At 46.0% G+C, this 22,942-nt stretch carries 21 protein-coding genes and 1 tRNA gene; 9 read left to right on the top strand and 13 right to left on the bottom strand.

The annotated features are described in order from the left end of the window. Positions 1-3: 3 nt before the first annotated feature. The 10 genes from mshL to FLM48_RS19540 form a co-directional block, all read right to left on the bottom strand. The gene (gene mshL / locus FLM48_RS19495; RefSeq protein ID WP_179025813.1) at positions 4-1,689 is read right to left on the bottom strand and encodes a pilus (MSHA type) biogenesis protein MshL; all 1,686 of its coding nucleotides are present in this window, start codon (positions 1,687-1,689) and stop codon (positions 4-6) included. A 4-nt stretch (positions 1,690-1,693) separates the two neighbouring features. Then, positions 1,694-2,029 (bottom strand): MSHA biogenesis protein MshK, encoded by a 336-nt coding sequence (locus FLM48_RS19500; protein WP_256870985.1) that lies wholly within the window; start codon positions 2,027-2,029, stop codon positions 1,694-1,696. Then, positions 2,010-2,669, bottom strand: coding sequence for an MSHA biogenesis protein MshJ (locus tag FLM48_RS19505; RefSeq protein WP_179025814.1), 660 nt, complete (start codon positions 2,667-2,669; stop codon positions 2,010-2,012). The genes FLM48_RS19500 and FLM48_RS19505 overlap by 20 nt, the downstream gene beginning before the upstream one ends. Further along, positions 2,666-3,271 (bottom strand): PilN domain-containing protein, encoded by a 606-nt coding sequence (locus FLM48_RS19510; protein WP_179025815.1) that lies wholly within the window; start codon positions 3,269-3,271, stop codon positions 2,666-2,668. The genes FLM48_RS19505 and FLM48_RS19510 overlap by 4 nt, the downstream gene beginning before the upstream one ends. Continuing rightward, complete coding sequence (locus tag FLM48_RS19515; RefSeq protein ID WP_179025816.1) at positions 3,268-4,167, bottom strand: MSHA biogenesis protein MshI; 900 nt, start codon at positions 4,165-4,167, stop codon at positions 3,268-3,270. Before FLM48_RS19515 ends, FLM48_RS19510 begins: the two co-directional genes overlap by 4 nt. Positions 4,168-4,430: 263 nt before the next feature. Then, positions 4,431-6,344 (bottom strand): RNase E specificity factor CsrD, encoded by a 1,914-nt coding sequence (gene csrD / locus FLM48_RS19520; RefSeq protein WP_179025817.1) that lies wholly within the window; start codon positions 6,342-6,344, stop codon positions 4,431-4,433. Positions 6,345-6,537: 193 nt separating this feature from the next. Continuing rightward, positions 6,538-7,785, bottom strand: a complete 1,248-nt coding sequence (locus FLM48_RS19525) for a malic enzyme-like NAD(P)-binding protein (RefSeq protein ID WP_028775067.1) — start codon at positions 7,783-7,785, stop codon at positions 6,538-6,540. A 179-nt stretch (positions 7,786-7,964) separates the two neighbouring features. Then, positions 7,965-8,735 carry a thermonuclease family protein gene (locus tag FLM48_RS19530; RefSeq protein ID WP_179025818.1) on the bottom strand — a complete coding sequence of 257 codons (771 nt, stop codon included), beginning with the start codon at positions 8,733-8,735 and terminating at the stop codon, positions 7,965-7,967. A gap of 176 nt (positions 8,736-8,911) precedes the next feature. Beyond that, the gene (gene rpmE / locus FLM48_RS19535; RefSeq protein WP_028775069.1) at positions 8,912-9,124 is read right to left on the bottom strand and encodes a 50S ribosomal protein L31; all 213 of its coding nucleotides are present in this window, start codon (positions 9,122-9,124) and stop codon (positions 8,912-8,914) included. Between the two features lie 139 nt (positions 9,125-9,263). After that, positions 9,264-10,028 (bottom strand): FimV/HubP family polar landmark protein, encoded by a 765-nt coding sequence (locus FLM48_RS19540; protein WP_179025819.1) that lies wholly within the window; start codon positions 10,026-10,028, stop codon positions 9,264-9,266. A gap of 157 nt (positions 10,029-10,185) precedes the next feature. Here FLM48_RS19540 and priA point away from each other — a divergent pair, with 157 nt between their 5' ends. From priA to FLM48_RS19585, 9 genes are all read left to right on the top strand, one after another. Beyond that, on the top strand, positions 10,186-12,381 hold the full coding sequence (priA, locus tag FLM48_RS19545) for a primosomal protein N' (RefSeq protein ID WP_179025820.1): 2,196 nt from the start codon (positions 10,186-10,188) through the stop codon (positions 12,379-12,381). 224 nt (positions 12,382-12,605) lie between these two features. Continuing rightward, entirely contained in the window at positions 12,606-14,351 is a 1,746-nt protein-coding gene (argS, locus tag FLM48_RS19550; protein ID WP_179025821.1) for an arginine--tRNA ligase, read from the top strand. Between the two features lie 10 nt (positions 14,352-14,361). Beyond that, entirely contained in the window at positions 14,362-14,943 is a 582-nt protein-coding gene (locus FLM48_RS19555) for an SPOR domain-containing protein (RefSeq protein WP_179025822.1), read from the top strand. A 234-nt stretch (positions 14,944-15,177) separates the two neighbouring features. After that, entirely contained in the window at positions 15,178-15,702 is a 525-nt protein-coding gene (gene hslV / locus FLM48_RS19560; protein WP_028775074.1) for an ATP-dependent protease subunit HslV, read from the top strand. 44 nt (positions 15,703-15,746) lie between these two features. After that, positions 15,747-17,072 (top strand): HslU--HslV peptidase ATPase subunit, encoded by a 1,326-nt coding sequence (gene hslU / locus FLM48_RS19565; RefSeq protein ID WP_179025823.1) that lies wholly within the window; start codon positions 15,747-15,749, stop codon positions 17,070-17,072. 80 nt (positions 17,073-17,152) lie between these two features. Beyond that, positions 17,153-17,545 carry a gamma-butyrobetaine hydroxylase-like domain-containing protein gene (locus FLM48_RS19570; RefSeq protein WP_179025824.1) on the top strand — a complete coding sequence of 131 codons (393 nt, stop codon included), beginning with the start codon at positions 17,153-17,155 and terminating at the stop codon, positions 17,543-17,545. Between the two features lie 23 nt (positions 17,546-17,568). After that, positions 17,569-18,003 (top strand): DUF3859 domain-containing protein, encoded by a 435-nt coding sequence (locus tag FLM48_RS19575; RefSeq protein WP_028775077.1) that lies wholly within the window; start codon positions 17,569-17,571, stop codon positions 18,001-18,003. Positions 18,004-18,152: 149 nt separating this feature from the next. Further along, positions 18,153-20,171, top strand: a complete 2,019-nt coding sequence (locus FLM48_RS19580; RefSeq protein WP_028775078.1) for a methyl-accepting chemotaxis protein — start codon at positions 18,153-18,155, stop codon at positions 20,169-20,171. A gap of 187 nt (positions 20,172-20,358) precedes the next feature. Continuing rightward, positions 20,359-20,934 (top strand): sugar O-acetyltransferase, encoded by a 576-nt coding sequence (locus tag FLM48_RS19585; protein WP_179025825.1) that lies wholly within the window; start codon positions 20,359-20,361, stop codon positions 20,932-20,934. A gap of 376 nt (positions 20,935-21,310) precedes the next feature. On the opposite strand, the gene FLM48_RS19590 is transcribed toward FLM48_RS19585, so the two are convergent. The 3 genes from FLM48_RS19590 to yjjG form a co-directional block, all read right to left on the bottom strand. Beyond that, positions 21,311-21,401: transfer RNA gene (locus FLM48_RS19590), tRNA-Ser, on the bottom strand. A 115-nt stretch (positions 21,402-21,516) separates the two neighbouring features. Continuing rightward, on the bottom strand, positions 21,517-22,146 hold the full coding sequence (locus FLM48_RS19595; RefSeq protein WP_179025826.1) for a YidC/Oxa1 family membrane protein insertase: 630 nt from the start codon (positions 22,144-22,146) through the stop codon (positions 21,517-21,519). An 82-nt stretch (positions 22,147-22,228) separates the two neighbouring features. Next, positions 22,229-22,909 (bottom strand): pyrimidine 5'-nucleotidase, encoded by a 681-nt coding sequence (yjjG, locus tag FLM48_RS19600; protein WP_179025827.1) that lies wholly within the window; start codon positions 22,907-22,909, stop codon positions 22,229-22,231. Between the last annotated feature and the right edge of the window lie 33 nt (positions 22,910-22,942).

A 22,942-nucleotide genomic window follows, 5' to 3' on the forward strand; every position in this document is an offset into this window, starting at 1 on the left:
GGCTTATTGCTCCTGAGTTTCCTCTGGATACCAGCGATCAAGCAACTCTTTAGAGCGTTGCAACTCATTACGCCAAGTATCACCGCCGACAACCGTAGGTTTTAATAAGATCACTAGCTCAGTTTTTTGCAGCGAATTAGCTCGGTTGGTAAACGCTTCGCCAATTAACGGAATATCGCCTAACAATGGGACTTTAGAAACTAACTCGATATTCTCGCTCTTCATCAAGCCACCGATCACCACCACATCGCCAGTTTTAGCCTTAATCACAGTATCTGATTCACGAATATCGCTCTGTGCTAACGGCAGCTCTAGGGTGCTGTCTGAAATCTTAATCGACTTAGTTTGCTCTTTAATATCAATAACCGATGGGTGAATATGCAATAAAATATTGCCGTCAGCATCAATTTGCGGCGTCACATCTAATGCAATACCGGAAAAGAACGGCGTGAGCTCCACTTCTGGTGTGGTCACTGGTGTGGTACCCGCCACAGTTGTAGAGGAAACATCGGTAACAAAATACTCGTCCGTACCCACTTTAATCACCGCTTTTTGGTTATTTGACGCGGTAACTCTTGGGCTAGACAACACATCAACATCGCCTTGAGTATCAAGCAAACTGATCATGGTACTAAAATCTGAACCGGTAACTTGTAGCGACGTCACTCCACCAATCGCACTGGTGATCAGATCGCCAATACCATCGCCAGCTGGCGATGTACCAAACTCAATATTGGTATCGCCTACGTGGCCTAATACACTTTCCCAATGGATACCTTGCTGGTAGCCATCTGACAATCTGACTTCTAATACTTTAGCTTCGAGAATCACCTGACGTTGCAGATGAGTTTCAGCTGTTTGCAAGAAGGTACGTACCTGGCGTAGCTCGTTAGGATAAGCTCGGACAGTCACTAAACCGGCTTGCGGGGTTACCACAACTTGGCGACCGCCGCCGGTATCACCCACAATGGACACTAGCGTTTCTTTTAACTCTCCCCAAAAATCAGTTTTGGTTTTAGAGCGTATAAACGTGCCGTTTGTGGTTTCGTTGCTATTCGAATTTGACGAGTCACTGCCACTGTTGTTACTGCTATTGTTGCTATTGCTGTTGTTATTGCTATTGCTGCTATTTGAAGAGTTATTATTGTTATCTGAAATACGCCCAGAATTAACCGATGTCAGCGACAATCCGTGACGTTCCATATACAAGTAATTTAATGGGAAAGTCTCAGTGCGCATGCCCGCAGGGAAAATCCGTAAAATTCGGCCTTCACGACTAACTTCATAACCATAAATATCTTCAACAACCTGAATCGCCTCACTTAACGTCACCGCTTTTAGTGATAAAGAGATGCTGCCGGTAACGGCAGGGTGCACTGCCACACTCAATGGCGTGCCTTGCACTAAGCTCGGGAAAAACAGTTTGGCATCGACGTCTTGGGCTGATACATCAAACCGGCGCTCGGTCTGCATTCTTGGCTCTAGTCCAGACAATAACGACTGAGATGACAACTCTCTTTGCACTGAATCTGGCATCATTGCTGGCGGCGGTGTTGTCGCTTGAGTTTGCGTCTGTTCTACCGACTTTGACAGTGCCGCTTTAGACTCGACGGGTTGGGGTCTGTCGGTGCTTTGACAACCCACTAATGCCAACGCCAGCATTGGAGTGATAATTTTATAAACCGTCATCTAATTATTGTCCCTTAATCTCTGTTATTGCTTGGTACATATGCAATTTTCTGCCATCTGCAAACGTGACACTGTCAGACTGTATCTTTGCAATAATGACTCCCTGAACGCGTTCGCCTACAAGGTACATTTTATTATTAATCACTGCCGATGCATTTTTGCCTGACACCACAGTACTTTGCAGTACCAGCGCAGAACCACCAACTGAACTCGCTTCGCTCTGCTGTTGATAAAAGCTTGCTGAAGGCCGAGTAGGATCCCGCAGCGACTGCGCCTCTGCGGTCACTGATAGCAGCACTAATATCGACAGCGTTATGCTGTTAATCGCTTTTAGCAACACTGATAAAGTCCTTATTTATACTTAATGTATAGAGTTCTAATACCACACTCGAATCAGGATAATCCGCCACTGTGTAATCAAGTTGCTTCCAATACAGCTTGTTGGGCATGGCTTCTACCGCTTCAATAAACTTAAGCGTCGCAAAGTAGTCACCTTGCAACACCAAACGAATACCGTGACTGTATAAATTTAGTTTTTTATCCTGTTCACCCACTTCAAGTAACGGCACCGGTGCAATAGAAGCAAACTCTTGGAGCTTAACCCCTTTAACCTTGCCCAGTAGCTCACTCAGTAGTACCGGCATTTTATCAGCAGGAACCATATCAACCATTTGGAAAGTCAATTGCTCATCCAATGCTTGGGTTTGCTCTTCTATAGCCTGCAATCTTTGACGATAATCGGTATTAGGGTCCAGTGCCAACTGCTGTTGATATAACGCCACCTGCTCTGCTGACACCTTATTTTCGTTTTGCAACGCGCTGATCGAGCGTTGCAATTTTTGGCGTTCAAGTAGTTTCGACTCCAGTGGCAAGTAACACAGCATGCCAATAACAATTAACGCTGCAGCCGCGATCATCCCTCTTTCACGCTGAGTCAGTACGTCAAACTTCTCGCCCCAGCTTAACCAAAGTTGCTTCATGGCTGAGGCTCCTCAGTCGCGTCACTGGTCAAAGTAAAACCTAATGGTTGCCCCTCACCACGGCTCATTGTCATCGCAGCAAAAGCATGACCTTTCAAGGTTTCTGTCGTGCGTAAACGCTCAACCCACTGCGGTACACCGTTGGGGTCGACACTAAAGCCTTCAAACACGTACTTATCTTCATTAACACGAATACGACTAAGCCAAATACTGTTATCCGCCACCCTTGCCAGATCCGTCAGCAACAAAGAATAACCTTGGCTAGTCAGGGCTTCACGCTGACTCAACTCTTTCAACAGCAAGCGTTTGAGTTCAAGCTGTTGGCCTTTTAACTCAACCGTATCAACCAGCTTTGCATCGGGCTTACGAGCCGCTAACTGCATCTCAAGCTGCTGCTTTTGTTGGTCAAACTGTCGTTTAGTGCTAGTTAACTGTGCTTTATCTGCCTGCAGGCTATTGACGCTTTGCCACGCAAGCGCAATAGCAACAACAAATAGCAATAACAAGGCGCCACTGCCTACCGCTAGACGTTGAAAAGATAAACGTAACTGTTTTGGTAGCAAAGATTTATCAAACAGGTTTACCCTGAGTTTCTGGCTCATGCAGCAACCTCTTCTGACACTTCATCTGCGCGAGCAAACTCGGCAAAGGCTAGTTGGGCAAGTAATTGATCAATGCTGTTGGCAGCGACCACATTGACTGTTTGGTTAAAGTTGCTAGCGAGCAGTTGGGCTAATGCTTGTGCTTGCCCACCCATTACCAGCTCAATTGATGCGACCGGAGACTGCCTTAGCTGACTTTCAAAGAAATCCATCGATCGTTGGATCTCTAGGCTTAGGTTATCTGCCATGCCAAAGCCAAGCTCTTCTTGGGTCACTTTATCTAATCCGCTAAAACCTCGAACCCGGCGTTGCATATACAATTTGCCTTGGCGCACCACGGTTAGCAGCAGCTCATGTTCAGGTAGGTGGCACAGCACAAGTTTAGGTTGAGTATCATCGATAAACAGGTTGCTGATCGCGAGCTCTTCGATAGAAATTCCCACAATATCGATACCATGTTGATTGGCATCGGTGACCAATTGACCTAACACCGCTTTATCAGCTACGACTGCGGTCAGCTTATTGCTACTCACTTCGGGGGCTTCGAAGTAGTCGACATGAATGTTAGCCACCGCGATTGTGACCATATCTTTGACAGACCAAATTAGCGCCTGATTCATCTCTTCAATATCAACGGCGGGTTTGTCGACTAACAATAATTGGTAGAAGCTAGGATTGAGAACTAACTGAGCACGGGTAGCCCCCAGCGCTTGTTGCATGGCACTAAACGCCTCACGGGGATCCGCAGTATATGCAAAACTATGATAACTCTCAGCAAGCGTATCATTAGCGGGCTGAAAAACATGTAGGGCCGATTCGGTCAAATACAGGCCAACATCAAGTTGTTGCCCTGTTTTCTTCCAGAAAGCTAACTTATTAAAAAGGCTTTTATCCATTTAAAAATTGCCCGTCCGTCTCAACTCGAGATAAAGAGTCTAATTGGCTAAAAATGACTGTTGCGTACAATACTGGGTAAAACGGTGAACCATTTTAGTAACACTTGCTTAGGTAAAGCGTCAAAAAACGATACAGTTATTGTAACGACTAATCTTATAATTTTATAGAAAAAACCAATAATGCTTCTATATTATATCTCTTAAGATAGCCCTCTAACTCAATAGTCACAAGCCCACAACATACTATCGAAATGTTGCATGGCTTAAATCTCTTCAACCGGATCACTAAATAGCGAGCCTTGCGCGGCACTCACACCGAGGATCTTTAATGTCTGCCACTCTTCAAACACATCCACACCCTCAGCAAAAACTTGTACCTCTGTACGATAGAGCCCACCAATCAAGCTTCTCACAAACAACTGATTTTCCTGCCTTAAATGTATCTGACTCACAATTGAGCGATGTAATTTAATCAGGTCAATCTGGCAAGTTTTAATGTATTGAGTACTGACAACCTGTAGTCCGACCCGATCCACACACAAACGGGCGCCCATTTTGTTAATCATATCCAGCGTCCCTTTTAGGCTTTCAGTATGATTAACAATAATATCTTCATTGATTTCGAAGATGAGCCTTGAGGTTAGATGCCGATACTCAAGTAAGGTGGTTCTGAGCCAACGCACAAAAGCACGACTGGTCAAAGTATCGAGACTTAAATTGATGCTATAACTCATGCCATCTTTGCTGGCATTAAGCAGGTCAAACAACACGGTTTCTATCACTTGTCGTTCGATTTGAGGTGTTAGGCCACATTTGATTGCCATCGGCAAAAATAGCGTCGCCCGCACCAGTGTCCCCTGATTGTCTCGCAACCGAGATGATACTTCGAGGTGGTGAGTTTGCATATCGCTATCCACAACAGGTTGCGAAAAAGCCACCACACGCTTATTCACTAATGCATATTCAAGGAAGCTGCGCCAACGTACTGAGCCTTTAGCAAAACCTTCATCAACTGCGCCTTTGTCGTACATAAACCAGTTGGAACTGCCCTGAAATTGCGCCGCCCGTAATGCCATTTCAGCTTCTTCAACTAATTGCGTCTTATTGTCGCCAACCTTAAAGTACGCCACCCCGATATGGAAAAAGTCTTGCTGTTTAAGCAGTTCATCACTGAGCTGAGCTTGGCAAACTTTAAGCAGTTTGTTGGCGAGTTTTTCAGTATCCTGCAGTGAGATTTGTGGCACCACTAGGGCAAATTGATTCTGGCTACGCCGCGAAAAAATACTGTTGGCTTGACCATCGAGTACCTGGCCTATTGCGGCAATGACTTGCCCCAGCATCTCATTAACGGGCTCCTCACCTAAATCTTGTTGTAACAGGTCAAGGTCTTCCATTTCTAACAAATACAGCACACCGGGTGCCAACATGCCGGCATCGTTACTCAAGGCATCGAGACGATTTTTGAGAAACAGTTGATTACCGATGCCGGTTTCGGGATCCAGAAAAGTATTGGAGCGAATAAACTGATCAAAACGAGCACGCTGCTTTTCTGCATCGTCAAGTTCAAGCAGCATTTTAGTGAGGGCGCGATTAATCATTCTTGGCCGACCATGACCGGTTTCCGCTAAGGCTTTGTCATAATCACCCGATAGAATTAAATGACTACGCTTTGCCAAATCTTCAACGCCCTCTAATTCCAACGCCAGCCAACGGTAGCCCCACATCACTAATAGGGCTGTAGCTATCAAACCGACCAACAGTAAAATCACTTCATACATACTAATGTCGTGCAGCAAGAACGGTTTAGGGAGGGTTAATTCCATGCTGTAGTTGGCGGGCGTCAGCAAGTTTCTTTGATAACTCACGCTACTGAGATGTTGTACTTCAGCCTGGTAGTGGTAAACACGTTGTTCACCTTCATAAAGTACAAAATTTTGAGTCTGAAACGCTTGTAGTATCTGTGGCAACCACTGTGATAACTCATGGGGCTGAGACAGTTGCTGCGCTGAATGTTGGCCAAGTAAGCTTTGAATTTCGTCGACTTTCTGCTGCTGAAACTTATAGGTTAGCTGCACAAAACTCAAACTGGCGGTGAGTAAAAAGATGCATGCCACGGCAACTAATGATAGTAGCCAAAAACTGGTCAACTTGCGGGTTAACATTTGAGTCAATTTCATCGCCGCATCCTGCATTGTTATTGTTATTGTTATTGTAATCGAAAAGGTCGCTCCTTGAACTCAGTAACCTCAAACGATTGATTCAACTAATACTAGCGACTTTGCTAGCGTAAAGTATCACCATACAAAGAAATAGTTACCGCCTCAATAAAAAAGGGCCCCGCGGGCCCTTTTTTCAATCACAGCTTTACCGTTATGCCATATAGTTCTCAGGTAGGCTGTCGATAGCCGCAACGCCAGAATCAATTGCAGCTTGAGCTACGGCCTTAGCAACATTAGACAGTAAACGCGGATCCATGGGTTTAGGAATCACGTAGTCTGCACCAAATGTGAGCGAATCAACATCTGGGTAAGCAGCCAATACATCAGCGGGCACTGGCTCTTTAGCCAATGCAGCAATAGCATGTACCGCTGCAATCTTCATCTCATCATTGATTTGTGAAGCACGTACATCTAACGCACCACGGAAAATGAATGGGAAGCAAAGCACATTGTTAACCTGGTTAGGGTAATCGCTTCGACCGGTACCCATGATCAAATCTTTACGGACGTCGTGCGCCAATTCAGGTTTGATTTCAGGATCGGGGTTTGAACAAGCGAAGATGACTGGGTTATCAGCCATCAATGCCACGTCTTCAGCGCCAAGTACGTCTGGACCTGACAAACCTAAGAAAGCGTCAGCACCTTTAATCACATCTTGCAGAGTACGCTTGTCAGTGTTGTTAGCAAACAATGCTTTATATTCGTTGATATCATCACGACGGGTGTGAATGACCCCTTTGCGATCTAGCATATAGACATTTTCACGTTGCACACCGCACTTCACTAGCATGGTCATACATGCAATCGCCGCAGCGCCCGCACCCATACAAACAAAAATGGCTTCTTCAAGTTTCTTACCCTGAATTTCAAGCGCATTGATCATGCCCGCTGCGGTTACAATCGCAGTACCATGCTGATCGTCATGGAAAACTGGGACATTACAACGCTCAATCAAGGTCTTTTCAATTTCAAAACACTCTGGCGCTTTGATATCTTCAAGGTTGATGCCGCCAAAAGTATCGGCAATGGCTTCAACCGTGTTAATAAATTCTTCAGTAGTACGGTGTTTGACTTCAATATCTGTCGCGTCAATATTGGCAAAGTGCTTAAACAGCAGTGCTTTACCTTCCATCACAGGCTTTGATGCCAATGGACCTAAATTGCCTAGTCCTAAAATAGCAGTACCGTTAGAAATCACCGCAACCGTATTACCTTTAGCGGTATAACGATAGGCATCGTCTGGGTTGGCAGCAATTTCACGTACAGGCTCAGCGACCCCAGGGCTATACGCTAGCGCCAGATCTTTACTGCTAGCAGCAGGCTTAGTCAGGCTAACAGCGGTTTTACCTGGTACGGGGAACTCATGATAATCTAGGGCTTGTTGACGGAAATCGGCCATTTTTTTAATCCTGCAAATGCGCAAATTAGTATCGAAGAAGAGGTCAACAGCCAACGCAGTGCCTAGCTGCCTTCATGGCGGCCTTAAGCTAGCGTGACTGAGGCTGCTAATGTACTCGAATCAACATACTTTTTAAACAAAATATTAGAAAATTTCAGTTTATTATGAACTAAATCGTTCTAAGGCTCATTTACCAAACTTATCTGCGAGGGATGATAGCTAATTAACTGCCACTTTTTGTAGGAATAATACAACTGACCACGGACAATAACGGGACTTTCAAGCAAGTTTAGGTTCAAAATGTTGCTAAACTTACGAAAATCTTCTCTAGGTATGCCTACGTAAAATTTTTCATCGATTATTAGCCACAAATGTTGAGCTTTTCTTTCAAAGCCGGTCACTGTACCTCGAATTTCACGCCACTGATTCCGATCATCGCGGTTAAGTTGTGATATTTGCTTAGCTTGGTAACTTGGATGGCTCCATAAACCACGCTGCTTTTCACGTGCTAGCGCCTCAACACTGTTTAAGCATTGCCAGAAATAGTCATTTTGATAGACCCGTGCTTTCGCGTAGCCTTCACCCAGCAGAGCTTCTTGTACATGCTGGCCCTTTTCGGTGTATACATAAGCCAGCGTTCTGCCATAGGGGTCAAGCTTTCTTTGATCAAAGGCGAGTTGCAATGTTTGGCCTTTATGCAATAACTGCTGCATAAACTGCCTAGCTTGATTGGCATAGGGTTCTGATAATTCAGGGTACTGTCTATCAATTTCAGGAGAGTTCACCCCTATGAGCCTCACCGTACGGCCATCGCTCAACACTATAGTGTCGCCATCAATGACATAATCTAAGCTCACAGTTTCATCATATTGTGTAGGCACGCACTGACTTTCCGCCGCTAGCTTGAGCGAAAATAGCAGCATACTGGCTAACACCATCAATCTGACCATGATAAATCCTAGATACTTAAGGCAATCCTTAGACTCCCACATTATTGGCTAAAACACGACTGTTAATGCGAAAGCGCGAGAATATCCCGCTAGACACTCAGCGACAACCACAGAATTTTAGCCAATAAAAAAGGCGCCAATTAGGCGCCTTTTCTTGTTCTTTACAGAAGTAATAATTACTTCTTGCCAAGCATACCGAAACGCTTGTTGAACTTGTCGATACGTCCGCCAGTATCCATAACTTTCTGGGTACCAGTGTAGAATGGGTGACATGCACCACATACGTCCAAGTGCAGTGGCTTACCTGCAGTTGAATTTACTTTAATTACGTTACCACAAGTACAAGTTGCAGTGATTTCTGCATATTCAGGGTGAATACCTGCTTTCATTTGGATTACCTCAGTTGAAGGCCATGTCGCTCTCCCAACCCGAAGTCAGGCACCACATGCAGTTAATAAATAATTAGGCGGCGGATATTACAGCAACTGCCAACAAGATACAAGCATCGAAATTAACCCGTGCTTTTTGCTAACCACCTTGGCTTAAACGTTCAAACTGCTGCTTAGCACTTGCGCCATTGGCAAATTGCTCTATCACTGCAGTCGTCGGACAGTTTAGCAAAACATCCGCCCTTAAGCTGTTAATGTTGCCTTTATTAAAGGCTTTGGGATTTGCTTGGTATATCGCCAAAATAGCACCGTAAGTATTAACCTGCCACTGCTTAGCGTAGTTGCTACCAATACGCCACAGCGTCTGCGTGGGCTCTGTTTGCAACTGACAGCTCAAATCAGCATGTGCATTAGATTGCATTACGACTGGGGCAGCAACTTGACTGGCCGTCGCAATAGATTGGGGCTTTTTAGCCACTGGCGCCACCGCCACAGTTTGTGTTTCACTTAATTCGGTAGGGATTTTCATATCACCGTTAAACAGTGCAATCCGCTTCACTTCACGCCACTTGTTGACTCGGTGCTCTTTGATAACCAGTTGAGCATCAGGATCGTTAATGTCTTCCACACCGGTTAAGTGCAGCATAAAATTGTTGATGGGTTTAACCATCAACCTTTCCTCACCAGACGACTGCAGCACAATAAATTGCAGCTTATCTAAACTATCGTGCTCGGAGACAATATTAAGACGTAAATTGGGGTAGCCACCTAAAATAAAGCTCTGCTGATTGATACTCACATGGGTAACTTTTGCCATTGCGGCGCTTTGACATACCACAAGAAACAATACCGCAGACAACGCCTTGCCGATAAACTGTATTGACTGATTGTTGATACTCATCATTGACCCTATATCTTCCTTAATTCCGCTCACGACCGCTGTGCTTAATAAACTTTGTGCACCACATTACTTATCATTCATCACATAGTTCAGATAAAAGTAGCTCTCGATAATCTGTGTCGGTACACTGGTTTTATCGTCGAAAAATGCTTAGAAGTTTATGTCTTTGTTTGTTGAAGTCGCACTGCCAGTTCCTATGCGACAATCCTTTAGCTATAAAATAATCCCTGAAGACGCACCGCGTGCCGTCCAAGGCGTAAGGGTTAAAGTCCCTTTTGGCCGCCAGCAGCTAATTGGACTTGTTATTGCCCAGACTGATCAATGCGACCTAGCAGAAAATAAAATGAAGTTCGTCAGCGAATTTCTCGACGACGAGCCACTGCTACCACAGTCACTTTATAAACTAACCTCTTGGGCTGCAAGGTATTACTTTTGCAGCCTAGGACAAATGCTATCGCAAGCTTTGCCTGTCGCCCTCAGAAAAGGGGCAGCCATCAACACACCAAGTCAGCGTTTTTACCGAGTCACTGCCAGCGGGAAAGAGGTCGAACTCGATACCCTCAAACGTGCGCCAGCACAGCGGAAACTATTACAACAGCTGCAACAACAATCGCTATCAGCTGAAGAGTTCAACCAACTCGACTTCAGTAAAGCCGCACTTAAAGCGCTACTCGACAAACACTATATTGAGATTAATGAACGCCTTAACCAAGTCGATTTAAGTTGGCGCGATAAGCTTCAACTCGATGAAGAACCCCACCAACTTAATGCCGAACAAGCTATCGCTGTCGCGACCTTAAACCAACAGCAAGGTTACCGAACCAGCCTGCTTGAGGGGGTGACCGGCTCAGGTAAAACGGAAGTCTACCTGGCACTACTGGAAACCGTTTTAAAACAAGGTAAACAAGCACTGATTCTGGTGCCTGAGATTGGCCTAACGCCACAGACCATTAGTCGCTTTAAACGTCGCTTCAGTGTTGATGTTGCCGTCATTCATTCGGGGCTCACGGACAACCAGCGCTTAGAAGCATGGCGCCAAGCCAAAACCGGGCAAGCCGCCATTATCATTGGTACTCGCTCTGCATTATTTACCCCTATGCGCTACCCGGGCATGATCATCTTAGATGAAGAACACGACGCAAGCTTTAAACAGCAAGAAGGGGTCGGCTACCACGCTAGAGATCTCGCTGTGATGCGTGGTCATCTTGAAGATATCCCGGTATTACTTGGCAGTGCGACGCCATCACTGGAAACCTTACAAAATGCCCTTAGTGGCCGCTACCAGCAACTTACCTTAGGCCAGCGTGCTGGCCCTGCGGAGAAAGTGCGCCAAGGCATCATAGATATTCGTAATCAGCCATTAAAACACGGTTTATCCCATGGTTTGCTAAATGAAATGCGCATTCATTTAGAAGCGGGTAATCAAGTTCTATTATTTTTAAACCGCCGCGGGTTTGCCCCAGCTTTACTATGTCATGAATGCGGCCACTTACATGAATGCGACCGATGTGATGCTTTTTTCACTGTTCATCAAGGCTTAGGTGAGATCCGCTGTCATCATTGCGGCAATCAATACGCGATCCCCAAACAATGCCATCAATGTGGCAGCACCATGTTAATGGGCCAGGGGGTGGGTACCGAACAACTAGCAAACGCACTTGAAACACTGTTCCCTAAACACCCAGTGATCCGCATTGATCGCGACACCACCAGTCGTAAAGGCGCACTCGAAAGCCACTTAAATGCCATCCATAAAGGCGAGTACAAAATTTTGGTTGGTACCCAAATGCTGGCAAAAGGGCATCACTTCCCCGATGTGACCTTAGTTGGCCTGTTGGATGTCGACGGCGCATTATTTAGTGCCGATTTTCGGGCACCAGAGCGATTTGGCCAGTTATATACTCAGGTTTCTGGGCGCGCGGGCAGAGCCAAAAAGCCCGGTACCGTACTCATGCAAACCCATCAGTGCGACAACCCGATATTGCGCGAGCTGATGCATAAAGGCTATGGCGAGTTTGCCCGTGGTCAACTCGTTGAAAGGCAGCATGCACTACTGCCACCGGCATGGAATATGATACTACTGCGCGCCGAAGCCCACCAAGCCGAAGATGCCGATGCCTTCCTCAGTCAAATAGCGCAACTATTACCACAAAACGATGAATGTGAAGTCATAGGCCCGATGCCAGCGCCTATGGATAGAAAAGCCGGTAAATATCGCCGGCAGCTGATGTTTCAAACCAAGCAGCGCAACATGTTACAACAAGCATTTGAGCATGCCTTACCGCATATTGATGCCTTACCACTCGCCAAACGGTGCCGCTGGAGTATTGATAGAGACCCACAAGATCTTTTATAGCCGCGGCGACTTTGCTAATCATAAGCCATCTGCCGAGCAAGGATTTGTGTCACATTGCGCTAACATCTAACAGTTATACTGCGCAGATTGACAGGTTAATCGGTAGAAAGGTGAAAAACAGCGACAAACTTGCCAACAAATGATAGCAATTAACCTAAGATAACGGCTAAAATACGCGGTTATCCCTGAATCTTTTTTACTTGAAAACTGTCGATTAAACGCCAATGAAATCACATATTGAATCTTTGCTCGCCCAAGCCCTTGAATCTCTCAAACAACAGCAAGTCGTCCCAGATGATTTTGCCGCGCGAATTCAAGTCGACCGAACCAAAGATAAAAGCCACGGTGATTTTGCGACCAACCTGGCCATGATGTTGACCAAAGCGGCACGTAAAAATCCACGTGATATTGCGCAGCTGATCATCGACAGCTTACCGGCCTCTAGCCATGTCGCTAAAGTGGATATTGCCGGACCTGGCTTTATCAACTTTTTCATCGACGAAAATGCCTTAGCCAACCAACTAATGGCAGCGCTAGCCGATGCGCACTTAGGCGTTAGCTTGCCAGAACAACAAACTGTTGTTGTCGACTATTCATCACCTAACCTAGCTAAAGAGATGCACGTGGGTCACCTGCGCTCAACCATTATCGGTGATAGTGTCGTGCGCGCCCTCGAGTTTCAAGGACACAAGGTTATTCGCCAGAATCACGTAGGTGACTGGGGAACTCAATTTGGTATGTTGCTGGCCTACATGGAAGAGCTTCGCGCTGCCAATGGTGAGCAAGCACAAATGGAGCTGGCTGACTTAGAGAGTTTTTACCGCGCCGCTAAAGTGCGTTTTGATGAGTCAGAAACCTTTGCGACTCGCGCCCGTAAACTGGTTGTTGAACTACAATCTGGCGACGAATACTGCAATAAATTATGGCGTGAGTTTAACGATATTTCACTGAGCCATTGCTACGAAGTTTATGACCGTCTTGGCGTCAGCTTAAGCCGCGAAGATGTACGCGGTGAAAGTGCTTATAATGATGACCTAGAAAATGTCGTCAATGAACTCGACAAGCAAGGTTTACTGTCAGAAAGCAACGGCGCAAAAGTGGTTTTCCAAGAAGAGTTCCAAAATAAAGATGGCGAGCCACTGCCTGTTATTATTCAAAAAGCCGATGGCGGCTATTTGTACGCCACCAGTGATATGGCAGCAATGCGTTACCGCTCTGAAGTACTCAAAGCGGATCGTGCACTGTACTTTGTTGATTTACGCCAAGCATTACACTTCCAACAAGTCTTTAGCTTAGCCCGTAAGGCGCACTTTGTCCGTCCAGAACTCAGCCTTGAACATATGGGCTTTGGTACCATGAACGGCGAAGATGGCCGCCCGTTTAAAACCCGCTCTGGTGGGGTTGTAAAACTGGTTGATCTACTAACAGAAGCTGAAACCCGCGCACTAGAATTAGTGCGTAGCAAGAATCCTGATATGGATGAAGCTGAACTGCAAAAAATCGCCAAAGTCGTCGGTATTAGCTCGGTTAAATATGCCGATTTATCTAAAAACCGTGCCAGTGATTACATCTTCAGTTTTGAGCAGATGTTGAGCTTTGAAGGTAACACCGCACCATACCTACTATACGCCTACACCCGTGTTGCCGGTATTTTCAAACGCGCAACCGATATTGATCTTAGCCAAGCAACAATTAGTTTAGGTCATGACAAAGAGAAAGAACTCGGCAACAAGTTAGCCCAGTTTGGCGAAGTACTTAACCGTATGGTCAGTAAAGGTCAGCCCCATGCATTATGTGGCTATTTGTTTGAACTAGCGGGAGCCTTCTCAAGCTTTTACGAAGCCTGCCCAGTACTCGCAGCGGACACTGAAGCACAAAAGAACAGTCGTTTACTGCTGGCTCAGCTCACGGCGAAAACCCTAAAGCAAGGCCTTGACCTACTAGGCATTGAAACCCTAGAGCGTATGTAGGACTGCCGACATGACCAGTCGTGATTACGCCAATAGGAAACCTGCCAATAAGGGGCGTGGCAAAGCGAAATCAAACCGTGGCCGTGGTAAAGCGGCTGCGCCAAAGCGCTTTCCATTGCTATTAGCCATTGTCACCTTAGCCTTGCTAGGTGGCTTTGGGTATTTCTTGTGGACCATTAACAACAGTGCCGGCACCGTCGAGACTGTTGAGCCTGAAGTGGTCACGCCAGCACCTGCAGTGAAAAAGCAAGACCCTAATGCGCTACCGCCTAAGCCCAAAGAGCAGTGGACCTATCAGCAAGAATTAGAAAACAAAACCGTTGAAGTTGATATTCCCGAATCAACCGCACCGACACGACCTTATCAGATGCAATGTGGTTCGTTTAGAACTGAGTCACAAGCCAATGAAATGAAGGCTGTGATTGCTTTCCAAGGCCTAGAAGCCCAAGTGCGCCGTACTACAGGCAAAAACGGCGTATGGTATCGAGTGGTACTGGGTCCGTATGAGCGTAAACGTGCCGCCGAAAAAGATCGTCACGTGATTCAACGTGCCGGTATTAATGGCTGCCAAGTTTGGTTCTGGGAAGGTTAATCGATACAAGCCAGTGCTGCCTGCCGGTGGCACTGGTTTATCATTTATTATTCACAGTCAATCTCGCTTCAACCCAAACCACAGCGCTCGCAACTGAGCCAACAACAGCATAGCCAATAAATAGTTAGCTTTTCCCATCACGTTTGACCTTGATTTTTTATTGGGTCTCCCCCATATATCTTCTATCACCCACTGATGTGGCATTACACGTCAGTTCGCGAAGAGGAAATATCTGTGACTACAATCGTATCAGTACGCCGTAATAACCAAGTCGTTATCGCTGGCGATGGCCAAGTCTCACTCGGTAATACCGTCATGAAAGGCAACGCCAAGAAAGTGCGTCGTCTCTACCATAATAAAGTGCTAGCAGGATTTGCTGGCGGTACTGCCGATGCCTTTACGCTATTTGAGCGCTTTGAAGCCAAACTAGAGATGCACCAAGGCCACTTGATGAGAGCCGCGGTAGAAATGGCCAAAGATTGGCGCAGTGACAAAATGCTGCGTAAGTTAGAAGCGCTATTGGCCGTTGCTGACACTGAATGCTCACTTATCATCACAGGTAATGGTGATGTGGTGCAGCCTGAAAATGATCTAATCGCCATAGGTTCTGGGGGCAACTTTGCCCAGTCGGCAGCGACAGCCTTATTAGAAAACACAGACCTAAGTGCACTTGAAATAGCAGAAAAATCGTTAACTATCGCTGGTGACATTTGCGTGTTTACCAACCAATACAAAACGATTGAAGAACTTAATTACTGAGAATGACTGTGGTGTAGAACACCGCAGCCAGAGAAGGAATACCTATGTCTGAAATGACACCACGTGAGATCGTTCACGAGCTCGATAGCCATATTATCGGCCAACAAAACGCCAAACGTTCGGTAGCTATTGCGCTGCGTAACCGCTGGCGTCGTATGCAGTTAAACGAAGACTTACGTCAAGAAGTGACTCCAAAGAACATTCTGATGATTGGTCCAACGGGTGTGGGTAAAACTGAAATTGCCCGTCGCCTAGCAAAGTTAGCTAAGGCCCCTTTCATTAAAGTTGAAGCGACTAAATTCACCGAAGTTGGCTATGTAGGTAAAGAGGTCGAGCAGATCATTCGTGATCTTACTGATGCGGCTATTAAGCTTACTCGCGAAGAGCAGATGGTGAAGTGTAAATTCCGCGCTGAAGAAGCCGCAGAAGAACGTATTTTAGATGCCTTGTTACCTAAGCCAAAAGAGGATTGGGACAACGAAACTAAAGACGATACCGGCACACGACAAATTTTCCGTAAGAAATTGCGTGAAGGTAAGCTTGACGACAAAGAGATTGAAATTGATGTCTCTGCGCCTCAAGTCGGCATTGAGATCATGTCGCCTCCTGGCATGGAAGAGATGACTAACCAATTACAAAGCATGTTCCAAAATATGGGCCCAGGCGCTAGCAAGCGTCGTAAAATGCCGATTAAGGAAGCTTACAAACTACTCATCGAAGAAGAAGCCGCTAAACTGGTCAACCAAGATGACTTGAAAGAACAAGCTATCGAACTTGTTGAGCAGCACGGTATTGTGTTCTTAGATGAGATTGACAAGATCTGTAAACGTGGTGAAGCCTCAGGTCCAGATGTGTCTCGCGAAGGTGTACAACGTGACCTACTTCCTTTAGTTGAAGGCTGTACGGTAACGACCAAGCACGGCATGGTCAAAACCGACCACATCTTGTTTATTGCCTCTGGCGCTTTCCAAATGTCTAAGCCTTCGGATCTGATCCCTGAGCTACAAGGTCGTTTACCTATCCGTGTTGAACTTGAAGCGCTATCAGCCCACGACTTCAAACGTATTTTAACTGAGCCTCATGCCTCGCTGACAGAGCAATACATTGCGCTAATGGCCACTGAAGGGGTCACTATCGAATTTGCTGATTCTGGTATCGACCGTTTGGCTGAAGCTGCATGGCAGGTCAATGAGCGCACCGAGAACATTGGCGCACGTCGCTTACATACGGTGATGGAACGCTTAATGGAAGAGTTATCGTTCGAAGCCTCTGACAAGTCAGGTTCCACAACGGTAATTGACGCTGATTACGTCAATGCCCACCTAGATAACTTAGTTCAAGATGAAGACTTAAGTCGCTTCATCCTGTAAGAGTACAATTCAAGGCAAGGTTTACCGACCTTGTCTTGTTTGTTATACCTTGCTTATTCCTCTGTATATGGCTATCAATTATGTCCACAACTGAAGCGCCAATCGTTACCGATTTAAAACTCAAACGTAAATCACGCCTATTGGAAGTCACTTTCAAAGATGGCAAAACATACTCACTTAGCTGTGAACTGCTACGAGTGTATTCTCCTTCAGCAGAAGTACATGGCCACGGCAACCCCGTATTGGTTACCCATAAGAAAAACGTCAACATTGATGCGATAACACCCGTGGGCAATTACGCGGTGAAAATCGTCTTTAGCGATGGCCACGACAGCGGATTATTTTCATGGGCTGTCTTGCATGATTTAGCTATCAACCAAGTGGAATGCTGGGAGAACTACCTCGCTCGTTTACGCGCCGAGAATGGTAGCCGCGAACCACTGATTGATATGGCAGTGAAGTACCATAACTAGCACTAGAAAAGCCGCTAATTACCATGTCGAAACTCAAACCCGATATCAATATCATTCAATCAGGTATATTTACCCAATGGGATGAAAATAGCGATGCGCTGCCTAGGCTGCTCAAAGCCACAGTGCATGTTCCAGCTGAAATCGATATCGAGTTTGGTTTTATTGCCCAGATCAAAAAAGCCAAAAATCAGCGCCTACGCTACTGTATTTATCATCCCAATATTCCAGATAAATCAGGCAATATTCGCCCTCCCTTTGATGGCGAACTCTTTGTGCAATCCAACGACTGGAAATTCTACCTTGGCGATACTATCTGGGCACCAGAACATGACAAAGTGGGCAAGTGGCGTATGACCTTAGAATTGAAGGGTAAAGTCATCGCCGATAAAACCTTTAATGTTCACCTCAATAACGAAGAAGATAAAATCGCCGCATTTTGGAAGCGTCGTCGCAGCTAAGCGCCCTCTCCCTTTTTACTAAAAACTTGAGTTTTTCACCAACCAAAAGTATGTAGCCTCGCAAGCAGTTTCAGACATTTGTGCTTAACTTAACAGAGTCTATTTTTTCACCGCGGCACCCCAAAAGCACTTAGGTTTGGAGAAAAACCATGAACTTAACCCTCGCTCAGCGTCTATACGCAGGCTTCGGTATCGTCATATTGCTGATGATCATTATTTCAATGACGATGTGGACCAAAAGCGATCAGATCCACGATATTTCCCTCGAAGTAGAAAAAGATGACGTACCCGGCGCCATCCTCTACTTGCAGGTGCTCGATGAGATGGGGGATATGCACACTAACGTGCTTGAATACCTCAACGGCGAAACCCAAGCCGCCGACAGCTTTTTAGCAAACTATCAAGAATTCACGCAAACCCTCGCTAAATTAACGTTGCTCGAGTCCGCCACACAGGCTGACAGAGATAAAATGGCTAAGATCAAGAATATTGGTGACACTATTGCGCAACGAGCAAAAAATGAAGTGTTTTCCCGCTACGACCCCGATGTTGAAGCCTGGGCATTTTCCCTCATAAAAGATCTTGAGCAAGGTGTTGGCGTTGAACTTGAGAGCCTACTCGACAGCCTCAAACAACAAGAGTTTGATGAAGCACTTAACTCCACTGAACTTGAAGAATCACTGCGAGATGACTTACCTGGCGTACGCTTATATCTTGAGCTAATTGATGAATCTGGCGATATGCTGGCATCAATAACTAGCTATACTGCGGGCGACCTGACCAAAAAAGCCGCCTTTGAAAAAGATACCGCATCCTTTAATCAGTATTTATCCCAACTTAAGCCGTTGGAGCAGCGCCCACAAGAAATTGCAAACCTACAACAAATAAAAGCCTTGCAACAACAGATTATTGATGCGGCGGAGCAAATCTTTATCCGCTTTGATCCGCTGGGCCGCCAAGAGGCACTGGCCTCGGAAAATAACATGCAACACACCCTGTTTGCCGAACTAGAAAAAATTCTGGATGACTCAGCAGCAGAAGAACAACATGATGCTGAAATGGCACTAGAAGAGATTTTGGCCTTGCTAAGCTCGATGATTTACAGCTTAATCGCAGTCACGATAATTGGCGTAGTGTTGGCAATCGTCATCTCGTACTTGCTAGCAAAAGGCATTAATCGCCGCTTACTTGAAGTACTAAATGTCGCCCGCAGTATTAGCCAGGGAGACTTAACCGCCAAACCTATCTCCGAAACACCAGCGGATGAAATAGGTGCACTGGCCAAAGCGATGAATTCCATGACAGCCTCACTAAACCAACTGCTGCAGGAAATTAGCCAAGTGGCATCAACCGTTGCCACATCCTCAGCAGAAATTCGCAGTGCCACTGAACACTCAACTGCAAGCTGCCATGAGCAAGTTAATCGCACCACTGCCATCGCAACGGCGGCAGAGCAAATGAGCGCAACTGTCGCTGAAGTTGCTCAACAGAGCGCCCAAGCTTCCACTAATGCCACTGAGTCGGGCGATTTGGCCAGCGAAGGTGGCAGTATAGTCACGCAAACCGTAGCAGGCATTAACCAGCTATCGGACATGGTCAGCCGCGCGGCTGAAACCGTTGATCAACTGGGCAAGCGCAGTAACGAAATTGGTGATGTGATTCAGGTGATTGATGGCATTGCCGAGCAGACTAATTTATTAGCGCTTAACGCAGCCATTGAAGCCGCTCGTGCGGGCGAGCAAGGCCGAGGTTTCGCGGTCGTTGCTGATGAAGTGAGAACCTTAGCGAGCCGCACAAGCGAGGCCACTCAAGAGGTGGCAAAATCCATAGGTGCGATTCAGGCAGATACCAAACTTGCTATCAGCAGTATTGGCGAAGGTACAGAGCAAGCCAGAACCAGTGTCGAACTAGCAGAACAGGCTGGTCGTTCGTTAGAGACCATCGTCAGTAGTGCGAGTGGATTGGCAGCCATGATCACCTCAATTGCGACCGCGACAGAGCAACAATCGGTTACCACCAATGAAATTGCTCAAGATGTCACGTCAATAAGAGAGTCATCCAACGAAGTATTGGATATCTCCAATCAAACAGCGAGTAAAGTTGAAGATATGAGCGCGCAAGCTGAGCAACTTGAGTCGCTGGTAAGCCAATTTAAGCTGCGCGGTTAAGTAAGCTCAAATTGATGACCTAATGTTTGACTCACTCACACTGATATCAAGTGGCGTGAAAGCATTTATCACTTTTATGTCAAAAATGTGCCCCATGTAACTCACTGCTACAGCCAGATGATAAATTACTCTCTGGTTGGTAGCGTGAGTGATAGCATGTTGCCATCATCTTTAGCTGAGACACCCGATGACTGAGTTCGAAAAAATGCTGGCTGGCAAGGATTTTGACGGCGGCGCAGAGTGCATTAATGAAATTCGTGAAAACGCATCAAACTTACTGTTAGCAATTAACCAAAATACCCATCACGCGCAACGCACGGATCTATTCCAACAACTAATGGGGAATATAGCGACTTCCAGTATCATTCGCTCACCATTTCATTGCGAATTTGGCAAAACTATCTTTATTGGTGAAAAAACCTTTATCAATATGAATGTGACCATGCTTGATGGCGCTAAAATAACCATTGGTAACAATGTATTGATTGGTCCTAACACCCAGCTATACAGCGCAAGTCACGCGCTAAATTACCTTGCCCGTCGCAACTGGGAAACCACTTGCGCCCCCATAACGATTGAAGATGATGTATGGATTGGCGGTAATGTTGTCATCAACCTAGGCGTGACTATTGGCGCGCGGTCTGTCATCGCAGCGGGCTCGGTCGTCAACAACGATGTGCCGCCCGATTCACTTTATGGCGGCACGCCCGCTAAGCTAATTAGAACTATCCATGAAAATGAACAATTAACGGCAAAGCAGTAGCGGGCTTTTAAACAATAGGAACCCTGGGTTCATTGCAGCTAAAAAGCAAAAAGCCCGCTAAAGATTAGCGGGCTTTTCTTAATATGGCGCAGAGATAGCTGACTTTAAACAACAGGAACCCTTGGCTTCAATGCTTTAAAACGAAAAAAGGCCACTCTTTCGAGTAGCCTTTTTTCTTAATATCGCGCGGAGATAGCTGGCTTTTAGCATTAGGAACCCTGGGTTCATGCCGGCTGAAAAGTAAAAAGCCCGCTAAAAATTAGCGGGCTTTTTTAATATGGCGCAGAGATAGCTGACTTTTAAATAATAGGAACCCGAGGGTTCATGCCGGCTAAAAAGCAAAAAGCCCGCTAAAAATTAGCGGGCTTTTTTAATATGGCGGAGAGATAGGGATTTGAACCCTAGATGGGCTATAAACCCATGCCGGTTTTCAAGACCGGTGCATTCGACCACTCTGCCATCTCTCCAAGGCCGCTGATAATAAGGAAGCTGCTGATAAATGTAAACCCCTAGCGCTAACAACTGCACAAGAAAACGACATTTAACTGTCATTTTTGCGTTGAGCGTAGAGATTATCGACAATCAGCTGAATTTTTCGACTTTACGGCAAGCCAAATACAATTGGCACAGCGCCGACTGCAGTAGAGTCCAAAGTGTGCTCACCGCATAACTAATGGCTATCGTCGCAGGGAAACTCATCAATGCAATAACCGCCACACCAGCGGGTAACAGCGCCATCCACCAAGACACCTCACCAGGCGCGACCATCATTGCCACAAACGTTAAAAAACTCACCACTAACGCCAATAGATAGTCGGGCTTGGCGATATTCTCAATCCAATAAAAGGCCGAATTGATACCAAGCTGCTTTAAACTGCTAAATAATGCCAGACCAACACCGGCTTGACCTGTGGCATTCACCAGTTGACTGATTGACATCATTTTAATGCCATGGCGCTGCCTAAGGGCTTGCATCGCCTCAAATTGCTGTTCAAGCGGCAATGACGCCTTAATCTGTTCTAACTGTGGCGACAATTGAGCTAGCTTCGCCCGTTGCACATACTGCTGATAAGTCGCCCGTAAAGACAGTGGCAATAGCACTAGTCGAATGAGGCTAACAAATACAATGATGGCTAGCGCATCAGATAGCCCAAATTGCAGCTGCACTGCCAATAGACCACTATGAGTTAAGCTAAGAAGTTCGTTCCACATTGAACAAGTCATCCATGTAATAAGACATATTATGTCACATTAACATTGAGACATAATATGTCAACTACAATTTGATGACTTTTTAATCGCGGCTCAATAACCGCTGCTGTAATTCGGTAAGCGATTTCACCTCATAGTGGGGGGTAATATCCTCCGGCCGCGCCGCCCCAGCGGTATTAAGCCAACAGGTATCAAACCCTGCATTCAAGCCTCCCAAGATATCTGAATGGGGATTGTCACCCACCATAAGAACATGTTGGGGATCAGGATTATCCATTAGATTGAGTGCGTGCTGAAAGATAGCCACATCAGGTTTAGCAACCCCTACCTCTTCACTAATCACTACCGGAGAAAAAGCATCTAATAGACCTGTGCGGGCTAAGCGCACGGTTTGTAGCTCAGTAAAACCATTGGTAATAATCCCCATACTGACCTTATCCCGCAATGCATCGATCAGCGATTGGGCGCCTGGTAACAAAGCACATATGTCTGCCATCGCCTGTAAAAAAGCGCTATTAAGCGTTTGTGTGGTTACCTGTAATTTTTCAGCCCACTCTTTAAAGCGGGTATGCTGCAACTGCTGCGCCGTGATCACCCCATTTTGATAATCGACCCACAAAGGCAAGTTAACTTGCTGGTAATGACTGAAATCACTTGGGGTAAAATCCACCTTAAAGCGCGAAAACATCAACTTTAAACCTTGGTAAGCATCGAAATGAAACAGGGTTTCATCGGCATCAAACAGTATCCACTGGTACTTCATTTTCTCTCCAGTTTACCTAAGACTATTACGCCT

The sequence above is a fragment of the Shewanella sp. Scap07 genome (assembly GCF_013394145.1).
Taxonomy (GTDB): domain Bacteria; phylum Pseudomonadota; class Gammaproteobacteria; order Enterobacterales; family Shewanellaceae; genus Shewanella; species Shewanella waksmanii.

Coding starts and splice junctions, on each gene's coding strand:
- argS (WP_179025821.1), top strand. CDS start 12,606: ATGAAATCACATATTGAATCTTTGCTCGCCCAAGCCCTTGAATCTCTC.
- priA (WP_179025820.1), top strand. CDS start 10,186: ATGTCTTTGTTTGTTGAAGTCGCACTGCCAGTTCCTATGCGACAATCC.
- FLM48_RS19585 (WP_179025825.1), top strand. CDS start 20,359: ATGACTGAGTTCGAAAAAATGCTGGCTGGCAAGGATTTTGACGGCGGC.
- FLM48_RS19555 (WP_179025822.1), top strand. CDS start 14,362: ATGACCAGTCGTGATTACGCCAATAGGAAACCTGCCAATAAGGGGCGT.
- FLM48_RS19525 (WP_028775067.1), bottom strand. CDS start 7,785: ATGGCCGATTTCCGTCAACAAGCCCTAGATTATCATGAGTTCCCCGTA.
- rpmE (WP_028775069.1), bottom strand. CDS start 9,124: ATGAAAGCAGGTATTCACCCTGAATATGCAGAAATCACTGCAACTTGT.
- yjjG (WP_179025827.1), bottom strand. CDS start 22,909: ATGAAGTACCAGTGGATACTGTTTGATGCCGATGAAACCCTGTTTCAT.
- FLM48_RS19540 (WP_179025819.1), bottom strand. CDS start 10,028: ATGATGAGTATCAACAATCAGTCAATACAGTTTATCGGCAAGGCGTTG.
- FLM48_RS19595 (WP_179025826.1), bottom strand. CDS start 22,146: ATGTGGAACGAACTTCTTAGCTTAACTCATAGTGGTCTATTGGCAGTG.
- csrD (WP_179025817.1), bottom strand. CDS start 6,344: ATGAAATTGACTCAAATGTTAACCCGCAAGTTGACCAGTTTTTGGCTA.
- hslU (WP_179025823.1), top strand. CDS start 15,747: ATGTCTGAAATGACACCACGTGAGATCGTTCACGAGCTCGATAGCCAT.
- FLM48_RS19505 (WP_179025814.1), bottom strand. CDS start 2,669: ATGAAGCAACTTTGGTTAAGCTGGGGCGAGAAGTTTGACGTACTGACT.
- FLM48_RS19510 (WP_179025815.1), bottom strand. CDS start 3,271: ATGAGCCAGAAACTCAGGGTAAACCTGTTTGATAAATCTTTGCTACCA.
- mshL (WP_179025813.1), bottom strand. CDS start 1,689: ATGACGGTTTATAAAATTATCACTCCAATGCTGGCGTTGGCATTAGTG.
- FLM48_RS19580 (WP_028775078.1), top strand. CDS start 18,153: ATGAACTTAACCCTCGCTCAGCGTCTATACGCAGGCTTCGGTATCGTC.
- FLM48_RS19575 (WP_028775077.1), top strand. CDS start 17,569: ATGTCGAAACTCAAACCCGATATCAATATCATTCAATCAGGTATATTT.
- FLM48_RS19570 (WP_179025824.1), top strand. CDS start 17,153: ATGTCCACAACTGAAGCGCCAATCGTTACCGATTTAAAACTCAAACGT.
- FLM48_RS19530 (WP_179025818.1), bottom strand. CDS start 8,735: ATGGTCAGATTGATGGTGTTAGCCAGTATGCTGCTATTTTCGCTCAAG.
- FLM48_RS19515 (WP_179025816.1), bottom strand. CDS start 4,167: ATGGATAAAAGCCTTTTTAATAAGTTAGCTTTCTGGAAGAAAACAGGG.